Genomic DNA, 19,500 nt, shown 5'->3' with positions numbered 1-19,500 from the left:
AAGGTTAATTTTTGTAAAAAGTCTTGACAAGGATAGGGAGCTTTAGAGTGAATCGGCAGATTTAATGGGAGCGAGGGGGACAAATCGACCATTTTTGACCTGTAGAATCAAGTAGCGGCGATCATCAGGATTATTATTCATGTTGCGGACACCATTCTCATCGAATCTAACAGTGCCAGTCATTCCTTCGATAGAAAAATCGTTTCTTAAAACTTGATTTAATGATTCTCGATCGAATTTTTGTCCTTGTTGGTATAACTTTCGCAAAGCGGTGAGGATAACTTTAGTCGCATCGTAGGACATGGGAGTGCGCCAAACATTGATCTTATTTTGCCAAAAACTCTGGATATAATTATCTTGTTTGAGATCATACCAAGGCACGGCGATAACTAAATTTTCTACCCCCTGTTTACCTTCTGCAAGGGTGAGATAACTTTGAAAAGTGGGGGAACCTAAAGTTACTAAGTTTAACTTTTCTGCGGGACGTTGCTTAAAGATACTGACGGCTCTTTTCAGATCGTCAATATAGGGAGCAACCATGAGAATATTTACTTGGTATTGAGCGATTTTTTGATAAATTTTCTCTTGATCTAAATTAATTTTTGGTTCGATATTGCAGTCAAAATCTTCATCTTTAACGAATTTTTGAAACTGCTGACCGAGAAGAATATTTCTATATTTTTGAGCAAAGTTATAATTATCCCCAGAGCGACTATCGTAACAAATTAAATTAGTGGGGTTTTGGATAATTAGCTTCTCAGTTTGTTCGCGGATATATTCACTTAAGGTTGTGGCAAAAGTTTCCAGATCGGGAACCATTTTATATATATAGCCATTGCCAGAGATTTTCGGGGAAAAGCTGGTGGGAGATAGGGCAACAATTTTCCCTGGTACATAAATATCTTTGGCCGCTTCACTAGCAGCAGAAGCATTATGACCAACCACTGCTATAATTGACGGATCTTTAACAAATTTTTCGGCTCGATCTTTGGCATCTGCGGCGCTATTATTATCATTAGCGACCACTACCTGTAGAAAGTGAAAATCGGGGTTTTTGGCCTGTTCATCGTTTAACTCCTGTTGGAATAAAGCAATACCTCGTAAAATTTCTTGAGCAATTTCTGGATTATTACCAAGAGGAACACTGGTGGCAATTTTTAAGGGATTTCTGTCTTGATAGGCCGCACGAGCGTTATTATAATAGATGCGAATCTCTGGATTATTGGGCAAGCGATCGAGGGATTGTTTAAAAAGCTGAATTGCTTGTTTATATTCTTGGTTTTTAAAAGCTTGTCTTCCCCGTTCAAGACTTTTATCTTGTCGGTTTGTCTTGAATAATATTTCTTCACCTAAGCTAATTTCTGGGTATTTACTAGCATCATCGGAAAATACTCCTCCCCCATATAAAACTGATAAAGTTACCAGAAGACTTAAAATAAATAACAGTGCTTGTTTCCAGCGACTAGATAGACGTAAATGCCAACTTTGATCAGTATCTTCTTGGGAATCTTCTGCCGTATTTTTAGGGGTTAAAGGTAAAATTAACGGTGGTTCTTCAGGATTTTCTATCAAACGAGGCAGCAAAGAAGAACTAGCAGCATCCACCTCAAATTCATGTAATCTTAATTCTTGCCGAGCGCTTGTTAAGGATTCTTGTAGGGATTTATGTCCAAGAAAATTGGGAAGAAAAACTTCTAGAAATCTCAAAGCAACCCGCACGGCGATCGGTTCTTTCATAACAATAATATGCGGTACTCCGATATTAGCCAACTGACGACCAATACCTAACCCATCACAGGAATTACAGATAACAAGTTTTAATCCTTTTTTAACAGCTATTTCTAGGGAATTTCTTAAGTTATGGTCGGGAGATAAAGCCGTATCATTATCAATGATAAAAACTCCATCGTGACCGTCACTACTGGTTTGACTATGACCTAAATAAACTACAATATCCCATGGATTTTTGATCAACTCATTGTGAATATTTATCGTTGAAAGAGGAGGGTCTGAACCAGGACTTAATATTTGCATAGAAACCTTATCTTGGTTTCCTAGTACCGTTTGCAAACTGGATAAACACAGGGAAGTATGCTTGTTTTCGATGTCAATATTCCCCAAAATTACTAAAATCTTAATTGCGGAAGTAAAAGTACGTTCTTTCGGGGGATCTATCTGGATAGTAAGAGCAATTTCCACATCGGGAAACCATTTGTGTAAAAAATTCCAACACTCCCAGGGAATTTGTTGTAGATCAAAGTGGGTAGTTTGGATAAAAAATCTTACTTCTGACTCAGTACCTGTATGGAACAAGATCTGATTTTGTATCGAACTCAGAGAACTGGAATTTAGCCATTCATTTAAGCTATCTTTTAAAGTTTTAGTGGCTTTTCTGAGGTTGTCTCTAGGATCACCTACCGCTGCATGGGTGATCATGCTATGAGGAACGGTAATTCCTAAACTGGGTTGACTTTTTACCCAATGATAATAAGCTCGACGATAATTTTGCAAAGCGTCAGCAATGTCAAGGTTAGGGACTAATTTACCCTCGGCAAAAGGCGCTATCAAGAGATGATTGTCACGAATTTCTAGAGTGACGGAAAATCCCGTTTCAAAACTGCCATCACCAATTTTCAGAATCACAACTCTGCTCATGTCTCTACCCTTGACATTTTCTGCTATCTCTATTAAATCCTAAACTGTTCGGTAATGCTACTATCCCCTAAACTTAGGTTAACATTAAAGCGATCATCGGCATCAGCTAGAAAATAAAGCTGCAGATAGCTATCTAAGGGTTTCTCCCTTGCTCTTGCCTCTAAACTGGGGATTAATTGGCCTATTTCATCGCTAATTTGCAAAGATAAACCGGGGGGTAGCTTGGCAAAATTGTCCATGGCATAGGCACGAATTAAGACAGCAACTCTCTGGTGACTGGTCGATAAAACTCCCACCATTAAAGCGATTTTATGTCCCATTAATTGACTACCCACATCGAGCATTTTACGGATAGCAGCATTGGGATAATGAGGATCGATATTCCAGAGATATTCGGCCGCTTGCCAGCGAATAGTTTCATCTGGGGTTTGATGTTGTAGTTTTGCTAAAGCTTCCTCTGGGGTTAAATGTTCCGAAAATTCCACCTCTTTTTGACTAGCATACAGTTGTCTAATTTCTCGCTGAATATCTGCCGGAGATTCTCGGCTGCTGATTTTTTCAGCAACCAACAAAAAACCAGGATTAATTGGACGATAATTGTCGATAGTGCTGAGGATTTCCTGCCATTTCTCTGTAATAATTCCCTGTAACCATTGACTAAGTTTAGTGGGGATTATTTCTAGACGCTGCTTATAAATTTGTTCTCGCCATTGCTGATTATTCAACAAAGCTAACCACTGCTGAAAACTAATATCTAATCTCGGAGAATAGGGGGAAACTTGACCTAACTTTTTAATTAAATTTTCTGCTGTTGCTGGCGATAAGTTTGCTAAAGATTCCAGTTTTCCTTTTTCACTCTCTCCCTCTAAACAACTCTGCCAAAGAATATCTAAATCATCAATGATTTGCTCACTGTCTAAATAATATTGATGGTAAATTGGATCGTATTCTGCGAGATTTTTAACATCTTTTCTGGATATAAAACCCCAGATATTGAGGAATTTTTCTGCTAAATCTACCTGCACCCCTAGATAAAAATCCGCCGCTAAATCGGGAATATCAACCCATTCTTGCTCTATTGTCAATCCTTCAATGTCAATAGCTTGACTAGGAATAGTAGTCACTTTTTTATCTTGAATTTGCCAAGTAAACCCGTTAATAAACTCCCAAAGATACTGATGGTTTTTAGGTGTTGTTTGAAGGGAAAAATCAAGATTATCTTTCAGCCAATTGCTTAAGCATATTTGGACTAAGTAATTAATCAAAGCCTGATTTTTGGCGGTTTGATTCGAGTATTGACCGAGAATCGATCGAGCTTGTTTAATCTCTGTTTCCGAAAAAGTTAGCCAAAGAGATTTCGGGTTAATTTGTTGCAAAATATCGAGGTTGACTTTCATGGTATCTCCTAATAGATTAGTTTTGAGTTAAGTAGGACTGACAAAAATATTCTAGATAAGCATCGATCTCTTGTTTTTGCCGAGATTGTAATTTAATCTCATTTAACAAACTAGGACAATCTTTGCCTTCCCTTGCACAGAGTAGCTGATAAACTTTTTTACATAATTGGGTTATTTCTCGACTAATAGTAGATGAGTGAACTCCCAATCGATTAGCGATCTGTGCTTGCGTCATCTTTTGATGATAGTAACAATAGACAATCTGTTTAACTTCCTCCTCTTGAGTGATCAGTAACTTCTTAATATCTTCCTGGATTTCTTGCTGTTGTAGTAAGTCTTGACTTTGCTTCTTGCTGGGGAGATTGTCCCAAAAGTAATTGCTATCATGGTCATAATTATTAGGCTCAAATTTAGAGTAAGGAGGATCGATATGATTACGCATTATCTCTCCTATTTGATTGAGTTTTGCTTGCACTTCCTCAATGGTGATAATAACTTGCGGTTGTAACTGCTGCAAGCGATCGATTACTTGTTGCCAATCTTCTTCTTGCCATTTATCCAATGATCTAAGAGAAGCTTTTTTAACCTCTCGAAAACAGTTAAATATTAGCAGGTGATTCTCGGTCAAGATACCCGATGTTCGTAAAACTTTTTGAATTTTATTCGCACTAAAAAGACTGACTATACCGAGATTAGTCCTACCAATAGTTTTATACTCTCCTCGCAGGAAATTATAGAGAGTATTTCTCAATTTTTTATCTGTCCATTTTTCTAAGATTAAGCGAAAAAATCCCGGTTGGGTCTTTTTCTCCTGAAAGTTACCGTAAAAATTGCTAGGATTATTGATAATTGCCGTGGCCAGCAAATTCAGCAAATAGTAGAAGAGGGTTTCATAATCAGCATCGATCCGATGGCCAACATTTTGATAGACCCTTTGAGTTACCATAGAGGAACGATATTGTAAAAAAACCATCCAATGGGACTTGACTAATTGGTTATTAGGATCATTCTGTAACCATTGCCACAGATAAACATATACCGCTTCATCATTGGCCACGCTTCCAGCGATCGCATTGATCGATTTTCTTAATTGTGGCACTTCGCACCAGAAAACTCGATCGCCTTCAATGGTCTTTATAGTAGTACAAAAGTACCTAACGCTCATCTCTATCACCGGCTACAGGTATCTGATATCTGATTAGGTAAAATCAGAGGATTTTATGCAAGAGTAGCAAATAAATTCGGCGATTCCCTTGCCAAGCGCACCTCTTTCTCTGACAATAGATGAGAGACTGATGAGAAACTATCAGTTATAGTGAGACAGCCTTAGCAAACCAGTAAAAGACTCATAGATTCCCTCTGAGCTGCCACAAATTGCCGTCATACCAACTTCTAGGACAAAAATTAGGAATGCGAGTAACTTTTACCGAAAATCAGGGTTTTAGAAAGGAATTGAATAAACGGGTTGATGCTTATTTTACCGAAAACGGCATCCCCACCAGAGATAATTTGGCCATGTACCTGAAGACGATCACGATTTTAACTTGGGTGATTGCCGCTTGGCTATTTGTACTTTTTGGTCCGGATATCTGGTGGCTAAAAATTATCGGTTGTCTGGTTTTAGGAGGGGGATTAGCAGGGATTGGTTTTAGCATTGGTCATGATGCCAACCATGGCGGCTATTCTAGTAAAAAATGGGTTAATTCTCTCATTGGCATGACCTACGATTATATCATCGGTGCTTCCAGCTATCTCTGGCGTTTTCGTCATAATTATCTCCATCATACCTACACCAATGTTTTAGGGTACGATGTGGAAATTCACGGCGATGGTGTGGTGCGAATGACTCCCCATGCCGAGCATAAATGGTATCATCGTTATCAACATTTATTTATCCCGATTCTCTACGCTATAATTCCTATCTATTGGTCATTCTCCGATGTGCGATCCATCCTCTTTTGTCATCGTTTTGGCGAGATGAAAATTCCCAATCCTAAAGCGATCGATCTATTCGTTTTATTGAGCGGAAAATTTGTTTATCTCTTCTGGTTTATTGGCATTCCTCTCTTAGTTGGTTATAGTCCCCTAGAAATAGCGATCGGTTTTCTCATTACTTTTATGACCTATGGAGTGCTTGCCTGTCATGTATTTATGTTAGCTCACGTTTTGGAACCCGCCGAATTTATTCAACCCTCGGCAACTAACCAAATCGAAGACGAATGGGCAATCTTTCAAGTGCGAACTACCGTAGATTTTGCTCCTAAAAATGCTTTTTTAAATTGGTATTTAGGAGGTTTAAATTATCAAGTTGTTCACCATCTTTTCCCGCAAATTTGTCATATTCACTACCCCAAAATTGCCCCAATTTTAGCGGAAGTTTGCCACGAATTTGGCGTTAATTATGCCGTTCATCCCACCCTGCGAGGTGCTTTAGCTTATAATTATCGTTGGCTCAGACAATTAGGCAATAAACAAAGTAATTTCGATCTCAAATTAGCCAGCTAAATATCAGTTATCAGTTATCAGTTATCAGTTATCAGTTATCAGTTATCAGATGTAAGTTATCAGTTATCAGTTATCAGTTATCAGTTATCAGATGTAAGTTTTAAGTTATCAGTTATCAGTTATCAGTTATCAGTTATCAGATGTAAGTTTTAAGTTAATTAGTTAGTTATCTTTATCTTTATACCTGATCACTGTTTACTGTTTACTGATCACTGTTTACTGATCACTGTTTACTGTTTACTGATCACTGTTTACTGTTTACTGATCACTGAAAAATGAACCTACCCAACTCGATTACCCTATCACGACTTTTGGGACTGCCATTAATTTTATACTGGTTGCACCAAGGCACAGAAATCGATCGCTGGTTAAGTTTAATTATCTTTCTGATTGCTGCCAGCACCGATTGGCTCGATGGTTATCTGGCGCGAAAATTGAATCAAATCACCGAATTAGGTAAATTTCTCGATCCTTTGGTCGATAAATTGCTGGTTCTCGCTCCCCTCTTAGCTCTGATTGAAATGGATTTAATTGCTGCTTGGGGAGTATTTTTGATTCTTGCTCGCGAATTAGCGATCGCTGGTTGGCGTATTAATCCGAATTTAACGGGAAATAGCGACATAAAAGGGGCTAATTGGTGGGGAAAAAGCAAAACAGTCAGCCAAATTATCGCTATCGCTCTCTTAATTGCTCCCTTGCCTTCTGAATATAATTTAATTGCTCAGATCGCTTTTTGGCTATCGGTGACATTAACTTTAATTTCTGGCGTGATTTACGTCACACCCAGCCCAAAATTAACCCAAAATTCCCAAAAACTTGACCATTAGCAATAGAACTCTTGCAAATTAATTATATGTTATAATAATGGGTTAACTAATTTTCCCCAAAAAATTAGTTAATCAGTACATTCGTCCTGAATGAAAACTTGAAGTTTAACTTTTAACTCAAAACTCTAGAACTCTTGCAAATTAATTATATGTTATAATAATGGGTTAACTAATTTTCCCCAAAAAATTAGTTAATCAGTACATTCGTCCTGAATGAAAACTTGAAGTTTAACTTTTAACTCAAAACTCTTTAGAGCTGCTTTAATTTGGTTATCAAAACCTCTTTATTTAAGCGGCACAAACTATCTCAATTATAAAAATTGAGAATAAATTATCCTTGACTTGCTTAATCTTTAGGCAACTTTTAAGAAGCTGCTATACCTATCCCTAACTCACAGTTATAAATAGCCGCCAACAAGTTAACTCTTAAACTATATCTTCGACGACGATTCCGATATTTACAGGATAAGATTTTAAAGATTTTGAGTTTCCTATTTATATGTTCAATGATAATCCTTTCTTTGGCTAAAGCCTTGTTATACTCTTTTTCTAACTCTGTTAATTTTCTATTTTTCGATTTCTTTTTCGGTGTATAACTATTACTATGGTATGCAGCTATTCCCTGATAACCACTGTCTTCTATGCTGGTAGTTAAAGGATGAAAACGAACTCGACTTTTTTTAAATAAACTAAAATCATGACCTCTACCTTTCCCACAAAAGACACAGATAATTTCCTCGGTATTTTGATCAGCTACTAATTGGGATTTTAAAGTATGATAACCTCTTTTACCCGAAAAAAAATCTTTCTGTTTCTTTTGGGGGCGTTCAATGGGAGTTTCCGTTACATCCATTACCGTTATGACCGGTATCTCTGCTTGATTGAGTAAAGCTTTTTTTCCTTTTAAACGGAAGTTTCCCGATTGTAAAAGCATTTTTTCCGTCTTATTTACAATCCGACATATAGTTGATTCTGATAGTTCCCAGCTTGTACCAATGTGAAAATATGTTCTATATTCTCGCCAATATTCTAACGTTACTAAAACTTGTTCTTCTATAGATAGTTTAGGTTTCGGTCCCCTTTTAGATGGTGAATTAGAGTCGGCTTCAACACTTTTTACTGATTCTACCATCTTTCTATATGTTTGTTTATACACACCGAAACGGCGTTTGAATTGTTCATCTGATAAGTTTTGATAATCCATAATTTTGCTAATAAACATAGCAAAATTATAGATGATTTCCTGACCTAAGATCACATTTTATTCTTTTTTCCACTTCAATCTAAGAATTGAGAAAAAAGCAAAACCTTACATTATACCATAAAAAAATTATGCAAGAGGTCTAATAATTCAGGAAACAAACGGCTCTTCTCGACTTTGTGTGATAATTTTTGCTTATGGAATCGTGAAATGCTTATCGGGCAAGACTTTTAGGGCTATTTTGCGGATATTCTATCAGTATAGACCTCGTTTCCACGCATAAACCAGAAGAGCCAACAAACCAAGAGAAAAAGGTTGCATTTTTTTCTGGGTGTGTAATAATCGGGTAGAATATTGTCAAAATCCTCAGGTTCAAACATACCACTCAAAAAAAAACTATGTCCACTACATATATCTCTGCTCCGACTGGCTCCACCACGAATTATACCGTCAATGCTTCAACGATCATGACTCTGTCAGGGTTTTGGGGTTTATCCTCGGTAAATACCGACCTAGCCGTTTCCATCCCTACCACAGCCACCGGTAGAAATCTTACTGCTTTAGGTCGATTTACGAATCCTTCTTCTTCCGTTGAGTTTTCCACTTGGAGACTTCGCAACGGATCCAGTCAGCCGGCGGTGACTGCTAACCTCACTGGTTATAAAAGTTCCTTTTTACAAAATTATTCTCTTCCTGGCGGAACTGACACTTTCGTCGCTTCTGCTTTTTTAGGAACCCATATCCTCGACTTTGGTGGTGGTCAAAGGTTTACTAAAGCAGAAAACACGGCTCCTTCCAGTGACGATATTGCCATGATTGGTAACATGTATAGCTTCGTCCTTAGAGGTGCAGATGGTGGCGATACCCTAACTGGTAGCTTGATGGCCGATACCCTGTTCGGTTTCGGTGGAAACGATTCCCTAACCGGTAACGCGGGAGCGGATAGCCTAGATGGTGGCGCGGGAGCGGATAGCCTAGATGGTGGCACGGGAGGGGATACCCTAATTGGTGGCGACGGAAACGATCGCCTAACTGGTGGCACGGGAACGAATACCCTAGATGGTGGTAATGGTGCTGATACATTTGTATTTAACAATCAGGGTAATCAGACAGTTTCCCAATTCATTACCAGTGACAATGATGTCTTTGCATTTACTGTTACTAATTACTTGGGCGCTCCAGTAGCAGGTACGCTGCCAGTTGTTAGTACTGCGGCTGCTGCTGCCAATCTTTCTAACAGTATCATTGTTGATATTTTTGATAATATCGAGGCCTTAGCGGATGCTAAATCATTAATTCGTTTTGCCTTCGCCACCGATACAAAGACCCTCCTCTATGACGGTGACGGTGACTGGTCGACCACCAACACCACCGTTGCGACAATTACCTCGATTACTGGTACATTAGTTTCTGGTAACTTCGCCTTCATTTAATTTCCTTGTTTGAATAGACAGATACTGGGTGTGTTAGCTAGGGCTAAGACACCCTTATTACTTTAATGGTGAAGTGGGAAGTCTCTGGTTTTAGGGAAAGGAACAGAAACACAAAATCTAACTAGGGTCTGCTGAAAAAGTTTTCCCTGGGGGCAGGGTGTGGGGTGTGGGGTGTGGGGTGTAGGGTTTTACCGATTTTCAGGTGGTCAACTACCTAATTTTCAGGGAAAAAGTACCTGAATTTTCCCCCCGATCACCCCTAGCTAAGGCACTTTTTGATGGGAAAAAAGTCTAAAAGTATTATCCAACAAGGTTTTTAGATTTATTCAGCAGACCCTACTTAGGGTGATCAGCAAACCCCCTCCGCGCGGAGGGCGCAAGCTTTGCGCCCCTACAGTAACGGATTTTGTCCACAATGTAGGGGCGAACTGCGTTCGCCCAAAAGGTACATTATCAAAGCGCAAGTCCCGTATTGGGATTAGTTTTGTGTAGTGATTAACTGACGGTTATAATCGCCCCATAACTTGGCTGCCTGTTGACTGCTGCCCGCAGTGGGAGAATTATTATCATTACCCAACCAAATGCCTGTCACCCAGTCGCGCCGGGGAAGATAACCGATAAACCAAAGGTCCACATAATTATTCGTAGTTCCCGTTTTACCCGCTTCTCCCATGCCAATACTGGCAGCGCCGCCTGTACCATTAGTTATCACCCCCCGCAATAGGCTATTCATCGTCTCGGCGGTTTTAGCTGAGATTACCTGCTGATTTCTCTCGCTATCGTCGCCATAGTCATAAATAACCCGACAAGTACTCAAATCCTCCACATTTTTACAGTCGGAAGCGTCGAGAATGCGTTTAATGGCGTGGGGACGATTCCAGCGCCCACCATGGTCAAAAACCGCATAAGCACCGGTCATTTCCAAGACATTTACCTCGCTTTGCCCTAAAATTAAACCCGGTACAGGATTTAAAGCTGATTTGACCCCCAAACGTTCCGCTACATTGACCACATTACTTAATCCTGCCTCGCGAGCAATGCGAAGGGCGACGCTATTTTCCGATCGCGCTAAACCTTGAAACATATTGACTCCCCCGCTACTGCGTTCACAGGGAGAATAGGCCTGTCCTTGCCAAGAGAGTCCAGCGCAGGTATAGGTTTTATAGGGCGATATTCCCTTTTCCAAGGCGGCAGCATAAGCAAATACCTTAAAAGTGGAACCGGGTTGACGTTTAGCTTGGATAGCGCGGTTAAATTGGCTTTTTTGATAATCAACTCCCCCGACTAAAGCGAGAATTTCCCCAGTTTGACTGTTTAGGGTAACTAAAGCCCCTTGGGAGTATCGATAGCGGGAACCTTGGTTTAAGACATTATTTTTTAAGCTTTTTTCTGCGATCGCTTGCAGCCGGCGGTCTAAACTGGTTTCAACGATAAAATTGCCCTCTTTAGCCACTTCTTCCCCTAAAAGGTCTTGTAATTCCTCGAAAACGTAACTATAAAAATATGGTGCAATTGTACTAGACAAGGATTTTTTGGCTTGGGGACTGATTTCAATGCGGGATCTGCGAGCGCTGGCGGCCGCTTCTGGGGAAATCATGCCTAATTCGGCCATGCGATCGATGACACGATTGCGTAATTGTACGGAAGTGTCGTAATCTTGAATGGGATTAAATAAATTCGGGGCGGGTAACATAGCCACAAGGGTAGCAGCCTCGGAGATATCTAAATCTCTAGCGGATTTATCGAAATAAAAGCGGGCTGCATCTTCAAAACCGTAACCGGCCAGACCGAGATAAACTCGATTGAGATAGGTTTTGAGAATTTCATCCTTACTATACACCGCTTCTAATTGTAGGGCGACAACCATCTCCCGGAGTTTGCGATCAGCAGTATTTTGGCGACCGACTTCTGGGAATAAACTACGCGCTAACTGTTGAGTTAGGGTACTGGCCCCTTGACGAATGCCTTGACCTTGCCAATTAATCATAACAGCCCGGACAATCCCCAAAGGATCAACCCCAAAATGCCAGTAAAAACGACTATCTTCGGAAGCGACAACCGCCTTGGGCAAATAGGCAGAAAAATCGCCCAGATTATCTAATTCTTGGTGAGTTTCCTGTCCCATGGGATTGAGGGTAGTTTGACCATCCCTAGCGTAAACCACCACCGGACCGCTCACCCCGGAAGGGAGTGGATAAACATTAACTCTGCGACTTTCCCAGATAATCGCTAAAACTAATAAACCGAAAATACCACCCGCACCATAGAAACCATAGCGCAAAAGTCGCGCCCACAGGGGAGGGGGACAGTAATAGGAGATGGTGACACAATTGGCTAAGTCTGGAGGGGCCAGGGTAAAGGTATCACCATGACGCAGGGAAACGCTTTTCAGACGACGTTTACCCATATAAACCCCGTTGGTGGAGTTTTCATCTGTGAGTAGGAAATTATGGGGATTTTTTGGGTCACGCTGCAGGGAACAATGAATCTGACTAACTACGGTGTTACGGATAGTAATATCACAGGAACTGGAACTACGACCCAACAAATAGCGATCGCCGATAAGGGGATATTTGCTTTCCCCGCTGCCATTCTCGTTTTTCAGGCGTAATTCGGGAACCCTCGCCCCTTTTTTGAGATTTACCGCCTGAAAATTCACCTTTCCTTGCAATTTCTGCACGGCAACGGTGACAAGTTGACTAATTTGGGTTTTCGGCGACTGGTTAGACATAGTTTTTATCAGGGGATGGGGGATGGGGGATGGGGGATGGGGGATGGGGGATGGGGAATGGGGGATGGTGAAGTGGGGAATTTCAACTAAAACCCTAACATCCTAAAACCCTAAAACCCCAACACCTTAACACCCTAAAACCCCAATTCCCAATTCATAGCCACTATCCCTAAATTGACATTTTAGCCTCTAAAGCTTTGAGGTATTCCGTATTGACTCCCGACTCGCGAATCAGAGCAATTTTACCAGTACGGGCCACCTCGCGAACGCCAAATTTATTCAGCATTTGCATAATCGCCACCATTTTACCCGGATCCCCCACCACTTCGATGGTCAGGGTTTCCTCGGAAATATCCACAATCCGCGCTCGGAATACCTGCGCTAATTCGATCACTTCGGCCCGGCGCTCGGCGGTAGCATTAACTTTAATCAGCATTAATTCCCTTTCCACACAAGGGGTTTGGGTGATATCCTGCACCTTGAGGACGTTAATTAATTTGTAAAGTTGTTTGGTTAACTGTTCGATACTGTCCTCGTCTCCCGGTACTACCATCGTAATCCGAGAAACTCCCATCTGTTCAGCAGGACCCACGGCCAGACTTTCAATATTAAAGCCGCGACGGGCGAATAATCCAGCAATACGGGTTAAGACTCCCGCTTCATCTTCAACTAATACGGATAATGTGTGTTTCATGGCGCTCTGTCTGCACAACCTAGATTTAACCATTGTAAGACAGGAGGCAAGACCAGAACAGCTTGTCTTCTCTGAGCGATTCGGGTAGAAAACTCTACTCTGTCAAAGTTTATATCCACTCCTCTTCATCCCCTTTGTTTACTTCCCGTTCTCCGTTTTGATCCTGGGCAGGGGGCGTAATAATCCGATAATTGACATCGTAAACTTGATCGGCTTTTTCCCCGCGACTCTGTTTGGCTGTGCGGTAACTATAGGAATAAACCGAGCCAGTTTGAGAACTGTCATCTGGAGGCTTGACAAAATCCGCTCTTTCCTCATCGGCAACCCTAGGCGGAAATTCTTCCCGATCCTGAATGGTAGTCGGTTTTTCGGGGGGTGTATCAAAATTCCAATCATCACCGCTATCTCTTTCCCAATCGTTACCCCGTGCAGACGCAGCAGAATCTTGAATATAGGTAGGTCGGGGAGATGGGGTTGGAACTTTGGGATTATTGGCTATAGGAGGGGAAGCTTTGGGGGCAGCCAAAGGACGACCAAAACTATAGAGAAATTGCAGGGTTAAACCACTGATAATTCCCGCTAGGGTGAAAAGTAACACCCAGACAGCTAGGGGCAGTTTTACCGTCATAATACCGCCAAAAAAGACCAAAGTGATCACCCCCAAATTCTGCCAGATCAGTAATCCGCCCACAGCGATCGCAAATAAGACCATAATCCAGCCCATTTTTACCTCCCTTGATTCAGTAAACAGTAAACAGTGATCAGTAAACAGTGATCAGTAAACAGTGATCAGTAAACAGTGATCAGTAAACAGTGATCAGTAAACAGTGATCAGTAAACAGTGATCAGTAAACAGTGATCAGTAAACAGTGATCAGTAAACAGTAATCAGTAAACAGTGATCAGTAAACAGTGATCAGTAAACAGTAATCAGGTATAAAGATAAAGATAACTAACTAACTAATTAACTTAAAACTTACATCTGATAACTTACATCTGATAACTTAGGGACTTGCGCTTTGATAATGTACCTTTTGGGCGAACGCAGTTCGCCCCTACATTGTGGACAAAATCCGTTACTGTAGGGGCGCAAAGCTTGCGCCCTCCGCGCGCAGGGGGTTTGCTGATCACCCTAAGTAGGGGGAGAGCCTTCGAGAACCCCTTCCAATAAGGGACTTGCGCTTTGATAATGTGCCATCTGGCTAGTCTGATTCTTCTACAGAGCGATTTTCAAAGCTGGGATATTATTCCCACGCAAGTCCCTTACATCTGATAACTGATAACTTACATCTGATAACTTACATCTGATAACTGATAACTTACCCACTGATAACTGATAACTGATAACTGTCAATGTCCTTGCCAGCGATTAATTGTCACACAATCGATATCTAACTGATCGAGAGTACGAGCGATAACAAAATCGACCAAATCCTCGATCGATTGGGGATGATGATACCATGCCGGTATTGCTGGCACAATTCTAACGCCCGCCTCGGCTAAAGTAGTTAAATTACGCAGATGAATTAAACTAAAGGGGGTTTCTCGCGGCACTAAAACCAATTTTCTGCCCTCCTTAATCTGCACATCGGCCGCTCTTTCTAGTAAATCGGAACTTAATCCCCCCGCTAATTTGGCCACTGTACTCATGCTACAGGGAATAATTACCATACCAAGGGTGCGATAGGAACCACTGGCGATCGTTGCTCCCACATCACCCCAACGATGACAGCGTAATTTTCCCCCCTCCATCACCCCGCATTGACTGCGCCAAAATTGTTCTTGCAGCTCCGGTTCTGGAGGCATCCGAATATTATCTTCCGCTTGCCAGACAGTGTAAGCTGATTTGGAGGCCACTAGATCGATCGTGTAGTCGGCTAAAAGTAGATATTTGAGAGTACGGACGGCATAAATCAGCCCTGATGCCCCCGTCACGCCCAAAATTAGCGGTTTAGATAATTCCTTCAAGCTCTAATTCCTCGATCAATTGTAATCCTCTCGGGTCGCCCACTTTTAATAAAGCACCCCTCGCATCTTCCTTGACACCTAAATCCTCATCTTCCACCAAGGCCTCGATCAAAGCATCGATCGCCGTGGCATAAATCACATTTAAGGGCAATTCTCGGCATAATTGACCGATCGACCAAGCGCAATTACTCCGCACCGCCGCGATTAAATCTCGGCGCAATCCTTCAATTAAAGGCGGCAAGACGGTGATGATATCTTCATAATTGACCTTGGCAATCTGGGCCAAACTACTGGCAGCCCATAATCGCACCGCCGAAATATCAGTTTTAAGAGCATGAACCAAAGGCTCGATCGCTCTGGGATCACCACAGTTACCCAGGGCCCAAACTACTCCTTTTCTGACGTAACCATTCCAATCTCTGGCCAGTAGATCGATTAAAGGCTCCACGGCGCTAAGACTGGGATTTCTGCCCAAAGCGTAGGCGACACTGACACGCACTAGGGGACAGACATCGCTTAACATCTCTAGTAAGGGGGCGATCGCTCTTTCGTCACGCAATTCACAAAAGGCCCGGGCGGCGATCATTCTCTCGCTCAGATGAGCAGAAGTAAGCAATGAGAGCATTTCCTCGGGATCGGGGGGGATTTCCGCTGCTTTGTCCGGATCGCTCCCATCGAGAGGATTATCTAAGGAGTTGCTAGAATCTAGGATTTCATTGTCGTACATACTTGTTAGATTATCTTAATCCGTGACCGCTTACGTCAAGCCCAAAATCCAAAAGTAGTTGCCGGTTGGGGAGACTTTTCAGTTTTGCATGAGTAGAAAACGGGTTTCTCGGAGAAACCCGTTTTCTGTGCGTTAAATCCGATTTTCGTGTTTTTGTGATGCCAAGACGCGGATTTGAACCGCGGACACGAGGATTTTCAGTCCTCTGCTCTACCAACTGAGCTATCTCGGCTTTTTTTAGTCCTTTATCAATATAGCACGCCCTCGAAATAATTGCAAGGTTTTTTTCTAAAAAGTTTTCTGCTCGACTAGATTGGCAAGGTGAGGGTAAAAGTGGTGACAGCATTGGCACTGGTGACATCAATGGTGGCATTCAGGGGTTTAATCAGTTTGTTGACTAAAGCTAAACCTAAACCTGTGCCACTGTAGCGCCAGGGATCCTGGTTAGGAATGCGATAAAAAGGAGCAAATATTCTTGATAATTCCTCTGGAGCGATTTCTACTCCTGAATTACTCACACTGATTAATATTTGCTCGTCCGCACGCCTGACATTTACCCTAATTATCCCTTGTTCTGGGGTATATTTAGAAGCATTGGTCAGTAATTCCGCTATGATGCGTTCTATATCACAAAGATTGCTGTTAATCTCCGGTATATCCCCATCTATATCTAAAATTAACTGCTGTTGTCGCTCGCTGGTGAGAGTGCGAAAAGGTTCCACTAATAAGGGTAGCCAAGAAAGTAAGTCGATTGTTTCGATCGCCAGAGGTTCAGTTTCCGCATCTAGATAGGTTAAAGTCAACAAATCATTAACTAACTTACTCTGACGCTGACATTCAATGTTAAGAATTTGCAACAGTTGACCGATCGAATCCTGTGGATCGATCTCGATCCCTTGATATTCTAGGAGACTTTCTAGGGTTTCCACCGCTAGACGAATGCTGGTAATCGGGGTTCGCAGTTCATGGGAAAGGGTTTTCAGGAATTCGCTTTTTAATCTTTCCAGTTTTTCTAATTCCCTCACTTGTGCTTGGGAAGATTCGTAGAGTCGCGCCTGGCGAATAGCGATCGCACATTCGGTGGCAATATGTTGAATCAAATTAGTTTCTAAGGCGTTAAAAATCTGATTAGCTGGTCGAATTAGCCAAATATTGCCCAAAAAACCCTGATCGTCAAAGATGGGACAAGCGCAACGGTTAACACGACAGATTTGGGGATTGCCAAGGGGAAGACGATCGACAAATTGTAAAATTTGTTTGTGCAGCAGCGGTTGATAGATTTCAGGAAAATCGCTAATTTGACGGCTAATTCCCTGACAAATAAACTCTTGAGTGGTGTATTCGTGGACAATAGTAGCTTGGCTGCGACTGGGATTGTAAAGCTCAATTTGGGCCCGTTCTACGGGTAAAACCTGGACTAATTCCCTGGTGGTGGTTTGCAAAATATGATTTTCATCGAGACTATCGCGAATTTTTTCGGTAATCCGTCCGATTAATGCTTCATACTTCAAAGTCATCTGCAATTCGGCGGTTCTTTGCTGAACCTCCGATTCTAAGGCAGTATTCAAGCATTTTACCCGTTGGTGTAGTTCTGCTTGTTGAATGGCAATTCCCACTTGAATGGCTAATTGTTTAAGCAGATCGATTTCTTGGGATTGCCAAGAGCGAGTTTTTTGGCAATTTTGGGCAATTAGTAACCCCCAGAGTTGGTTATCGCAGATAATTGGCACCACCAAGTTAGCCTGTACTTGCAAAGAGGTGAGTAAGCTGCGATAACAGGGATCAAGTCCCGAATTATGAACATTTTCAATAACTTGAATTCTCCCGCGACGATAATTTTCCAGACGTTCTGGGGATAAATTAAAACAGGGATCCTCGATGCTGTTTCCCAAGACAGAATTAATCCTCGGGGTATGGGATTCCACCACAATCATGCCACTATGATCGGGGAATAAACGATAAATTAACACTCGATCGCAGTTGAGGAATTGTCGCACCTCTTTAACGGTTCTTTGCAAAATGCGATCGAGATCCAACGATTGTCGGATTCTTTCCTGCATTACCCCCAGTAGTTGTTCTCGTTCTGCTTGTAATCTTAAAGCTTCTTCGGCCTGTTTGCGTTCGGTGATATTGGTACTGGTTCCCACCAAACGATAGATACGCGCATTGTTATCCCGTAGGGGTGTTAAAGTCGTTAGCCACCAGTAGGGTATATTTTGAAAAGGTAAATACTGTTCGTAGGAAATAGTCGTTCCGTAACGCACACAATCACTATAGTGTTGCCGCACACTACGCGCATCATCGGGGGGAAGGATTTGTTCGGGAGTTTTGCCTTTAATATCCGATGAGCGCAATCCTGTCCAGCGTTCATGAACGGGGTTTGCTCCCACATAGCGAAAATCTCTATTTTCCAGCACGTCCACTACAAAAATCGACGCTTGCACGGAATTAAATATACTACGCAGAAACTGCTCGGAATCCTCCGCTTTTAGCTGTGTATCTAGCTCGATCTCGATTTCTGATGGCTGCTTTTCCATAAGAGCCTCCCCTTGTGCTAATTGGTGGATTTGGATCGATAATCACAAAATCGTTGGCTACTCCTAGGGCGATTTAACAATTTCTTTAGATTCTCGCACAAATTTTCCCATCCGCTGCCGATTTCGATATATTTCTTTGCAAAAACGAGAAAGCAACCCCAATATACTGAGATCGCTTATCAGTTATCAGTGACCAGTTATCAGTGATCAGGTTTAAGTTTTAAGTTAAGTAGCTAGACACAATTAATTAAGTATATCTAACTACTCCTTAGATGAGTGCCTATCCTCACCAAGAAGTTAATTTTGTCCTATTACTTATATATGTTATTTTCAGTGTCACTGTTCACTGATTACTGATTACTGATCACTGAATTTAGGCTTCTTGGTTGACAAAAGGCAATAAAGCCATTAAACGGGCCCGTTTCACCGCTTCAGTTAAATCTCGCTGTTGTTTAGAAGTTAAACCAGTGATGCGTCTAGGTAGAAGTTTGCCGCGTTCGGTGATGAATTTGCGGAGGAGTTCGGTGTCTTTGTAGTCAATCGGTTGACTGGGGGAGATGGGGGAGAGACGTTTACGATAGTAGCTCATAGATTTGTAAAGATTGCTTGACTTTTTAACTAAAGTGTGCTTACTTAATTTCCTTGTGGACGGTGTGCTTATTGCAGTGGGGACAGTATTTCTTGATTTCCAGTCTGCCGGTGGTATTGCGACGGTTTTTGCTGGTGGTGTAGCGAGAAACGCCGGGGGTACGCTTATCGGGATTACTGCGGCATTCCGTGCATTCTACAGTGATGATTAGGCGAACGCCTTTTTTACTAGCCATAA

15 protein-coding genes and 1 tRNA gene are annotated in these 19,500 nt (G+C 41.7%); 3 read left to right on the top strand and 13 right to left on the bottom strand.

Annotated features, from left to right (window positions below; genetic code table 11):
- Positions 1-42: 42 nt before the first annotated feature.
- The 3 genes from GQR42_RS00575 to GQR42_RS00565 are packed head-to-tail and all read right to left on the bottom strand — an operon-like array spanning position 43 to position 5,217.
- A complete protein-coding gene (locus GQR42_RS00575) occupies positions 43-2,655 on the bottom strand; it encodes an ABC transporter substrate-binding protein (protein ID WP_158198493.1) in 2,613 nt (870 codons plus the stop codon).
- Positions 2,656-2,687: 32 nt separating this feature from the next.
- Positions 2,688-4,052, bottom strand: coding sequence for a DUF1822 family protein (locus GQR42_RS00570; protein WP_158198492.1), 1,365 nt, complete (start codon positions 4,050-4,052; stop codon positions 2,688-2,690).
- A 16-nt stretch (positions 4,053-4,068) separates the two neighbouring features.
- The gene (locus GQR42_RS00565) at positions 4,069-5,217 is read right to left on the bottom strand and encodes a sigma factor-like helix-turn-helix DNA-binding protein (protein ID WP_158198491.1); all 1,149 of its coding nucleotides are present in this window, start codon (positions 5,215-5,217) and stop codon (positions 4,069-4,071) included.
- A 245-nt stretch (positions 5,218-5,462) separates the two neighbouring features.
- Between GQR42_RS00565 and GQR42_RS00560 the strand changes: the two genes are divergently transcribed.
- Both GQR42_RS00560 and pgsA read left to right on the top strand, forming a co-directional pair.
- Positions 5,463-6,557, top strand: coding sequence for a fatty acid desaturase family protein (locus tag GQR42_RS00560; protein WP_158198490.1), 1,095 nt, complete (start codon positions 5,463-5,465; stop codon positions 6,555-6,557).
- Between the two features lie 275 nt (positions 6,558-6,832).
- Positions 6,833-7,384, top strand: coding sequence for a CDP-diacylglycerol--glycerol-3-phosphate 3-phosphatidyltransferase (gene pgsA / locus GQR42_RS00555; protein WP_158198489.1), 552 nt, complete (start codon positions 6,833-6,835; stop codon positions 7,382-7,384).
- Positions 7,385-7,748: 364 nt separating this feature from the next.
- Here pgsA and GQR42_RS00550 read toward each other — a convergent pair whose 3' ends face one another.
- Positions 7,749-8,606: an IS5-like element ISMae4 family transposase gene (locus GQR42_RS00550; RefSeq protein ID WP_002732125.1), complete on the bottom strand. Its 858-nt coding sequence runs from the start codon at positions 8,604-8,606 to the stop codon at positions 7,749-7,751.
- Positions 8,607-8,983: 377 nt separating this feature from the next.
- Here GQR42_RS00550 and GQR42_RS00545 point away from each other — a divergent pair, with 377 nt between their 5' ends.
- Entirely contained in the window at positions 8,984-10,018 is a 1,035-nt protein-coding gene (locus tag GQR42_RS00545) for a calcium-binding protein (protein ID WP_158198488.1), read from the top strand.
- Positions 10,019-10,496: 478 nt separating this feature from the next.
- Here the strand turns inward: GQR42_RS00545 and GQR42_RS00535 are convergent, their stop codons facing one another.
- From GQR42_RS00535 to rpmG, 9 genes are all read right to left on the bottom strand, one after another.
- Positions 10,497-12,749 (bottom strand): PBP1A family penicillin-binding protein, encoded by a 2,253-nt coding sequence (locus GQR42_RS00535; protein ID WP_158198487.1) that lies wholly within the window; start codon positions 12,747-12,749, stop codon positions 10,497-10,499.
- Positions 12,750-12,918: 169 nt separating this feature from the next.
- Positions 12,919-13,443 carry an acetolactate synthase small subunit gene (gene ilvN, locus GQR42_RS00530; protein WP_002732118.1) on the bottom strand — a complete coding sequence of 175 codons (525 nt, stop codon included), beginning with the start codon at positions 13,441-13,443 and terminating at the stop codon, positions 12,919-12,921.
- 109 nt (positions 13,444-13,552) lie between these two features.
- On the bottom strand, positions 13,553-14,167 hold the full coding sequence (locus GQR42_RS00525; RefSeq protein ID WP_158198486.1) for a hypothetical protein: 615 nt from the start codon (positions 14,165-14,167) through the stop codon (positions 13,553-13,555).
- Between the two features lie 625 nt (positions 14,168-14,792).
- The gene (locus tag GQR42_RS00520) at positions 14,793-15,410 is read right to left on the bottom strand and encodes a flavin prenyltransferase UbiX (protein WP_104398397.1); all 618 of its coding nucleotides are present in this window, start codon (positions 15,408-15,410) and stop codon (positions 14,793-14,795) included.
- Positions 15,394-16,137, bottom strand: a complete 744-nt coding sequence (locus GQR42_RS00515; protein WP_158198485.1) for a HEAT repeat domain-containing protein — start codon at positions 16,135-16,137, stop codon at positions 15,394-15,396. Before GQR42_RS00515 ends, GQR42_RS00520 begins: the two co-directional genes overlap by 17 nt.
- A gap of 159 nt (positions 16,138-16,296) precedes the next feature.
- Positions 16,297-16,369 (bottom strand) — tRNA-Phe (locus GQR42_RS00510).
- Positions 16,370-16,445: 76 nt separating this feature from the next.
- Positions 16,446-18,674 carry a sensor histidine kinase gene (locus GQR42_RS00505; protein WP_158198484.1) on the bottom strand — a complete coding sequence of 743 codons (2,229 nt, stop codon included), beginning with the start codon at positions 18,672-18,674 and terminating at the stop codon, positions 16,446-16,448.
- 373 nt (positions 18,675-19,047) lie between these two features.
- Positions 19,048-19,263 carry a 30S ribosomal protein S18 gene (rpsR, locus tag GQR42_RS00500; protein WP_002732313.1) on the bottom strand — a complete coding sequence of 72 codons (216 nt, stop codon included), beginning with the start codon at positions 19,261-19,263 and terminating at the stop codon, positions 19,048-19,050.
- 40 nt (positions 19,264-19,303) lie between these two features.
- Positions 19,304-19,498 (bottom strand): 50S ribosomal protein L33, encoded by a 195-nt coding sequence (gene rpmG, locus GQR42_RS00495; protein WP_002734724.1) that lies wholly within the window; start codon positions 19,496-19,498, stop codon positions 19,304-19,306.
- Positions 19,499-19,500: the final 2 nt, after the last annotated feature.

Source organism: Microcystis aeruginosa FD4 (assembly GCF_009792235.1).
Lineage (GTDB): Bacteria > Cyanobacteriota > Cyanobacteriia > Cyanobacteriales > Microcystaceae > Microcystis > Microcystis viridis.
The sequence above is the reverse complement of the archived record's forward strand: the minus strand, read 5'-3'. Positions and strand labels throughout refer to the sequence as shown.

Bases quoted from the DNA above. Each gene is read 5' to 3' on its own strand.
- rpsR (WP_002732313.1), bottom strand. From the start codon at position 19,263: ATGAGCTACTATCGTAAACGTCTCTCCCCCATCTCCCCCAGTCAACCG.
- ilvN (WP_002732118.1), bottom strand. From the start codon at position 13,443: ATGAAACACACATTATCCGTATTAGTTGAAGATGAAGCGGGAGTCTTA.
- GQR42_RS00550 (WP_002732125.1), bottom strand. From the start codon at position 8,606: ATGTTTATTAGCAAAATTATGGATTATCAAAACTTATCAGATGAACAA.
- GQR42_RS00575 (WP_158198493.1), bottom strand. From the start codon at position 2,655: ATGAGCAGAGTTGTGATTCTGAAAATTGGTGATGGCAGTTTTGAAACG.
- GQR42_RS00505 (WP_158198484.1), bottom strand. From the start codon at position 18,674: ATGGAAAAGCAGCCATCAGAAATCGAGATCGAGCTAGATACACAGCTA.
- GQR42_RS00515 (WP_158198485.1), bottom strand. From the start codon at position 16,137: ATGTACGACAATGAAATCCTAGATTCTAGCAACTCCTTAGATAATCCT.
- GQR42_RS00565 (WP_158198491.1), bottom strand. From the start codon at position 5,217: ATGAGCGTTAGGTACTTTTGTACTACTATAAAGACCATTGAAGGCGAT.
- GQR42_RS00535 (WP_158198487.1), bottom strand. From the start codon at position 12,749: ATGTCTAACCAGTCGCCGAAAACCCAAATTAGTCAACTTGTCACCGTT.
- GQR42_RS00570 (WP_158198492.1), bottom strand. From the start codon at position 4,052: ATGAAAGTCAACCTCGATATTTTGCAACAAATTAACCCGAAATCTCTT.
- GQR42_RS00525 (WP_158198486.1), bottom strand. From the start codon at position 14,167: ATGGGCTGGATTATGGTCTTATTTGCGATCGCTGTGGGCGGATTACTG.
- pgsA (WP_158198489.1), top strand. From the start codon at position 6,833: ATGAACCTACCCAACTCGATTACCCTATCACGACTTTTGGGACTGCCA.
- rpmG (WP_002734724.1), bottom strand. From the start codon at position 19,498: ATGGCTAGTAAAAAAGGCGTTCGCCTAATCATCACTGTAGAATGCACG.
- GQR42_RS00545 (WP_158198488.1), top strand. From the start codon at position 8,984: ATGTCCACTACATATATCTCTGCTCCGACTGGCTCCACCACGAATTAT.
- GQR42_RS00560 (WP_158198490.1), top strand. From the start codon at position 5,463: ATGCGAGTAACTTTTACCGAAAATCAGGGTTTTAGAAAGGAATTGAAT.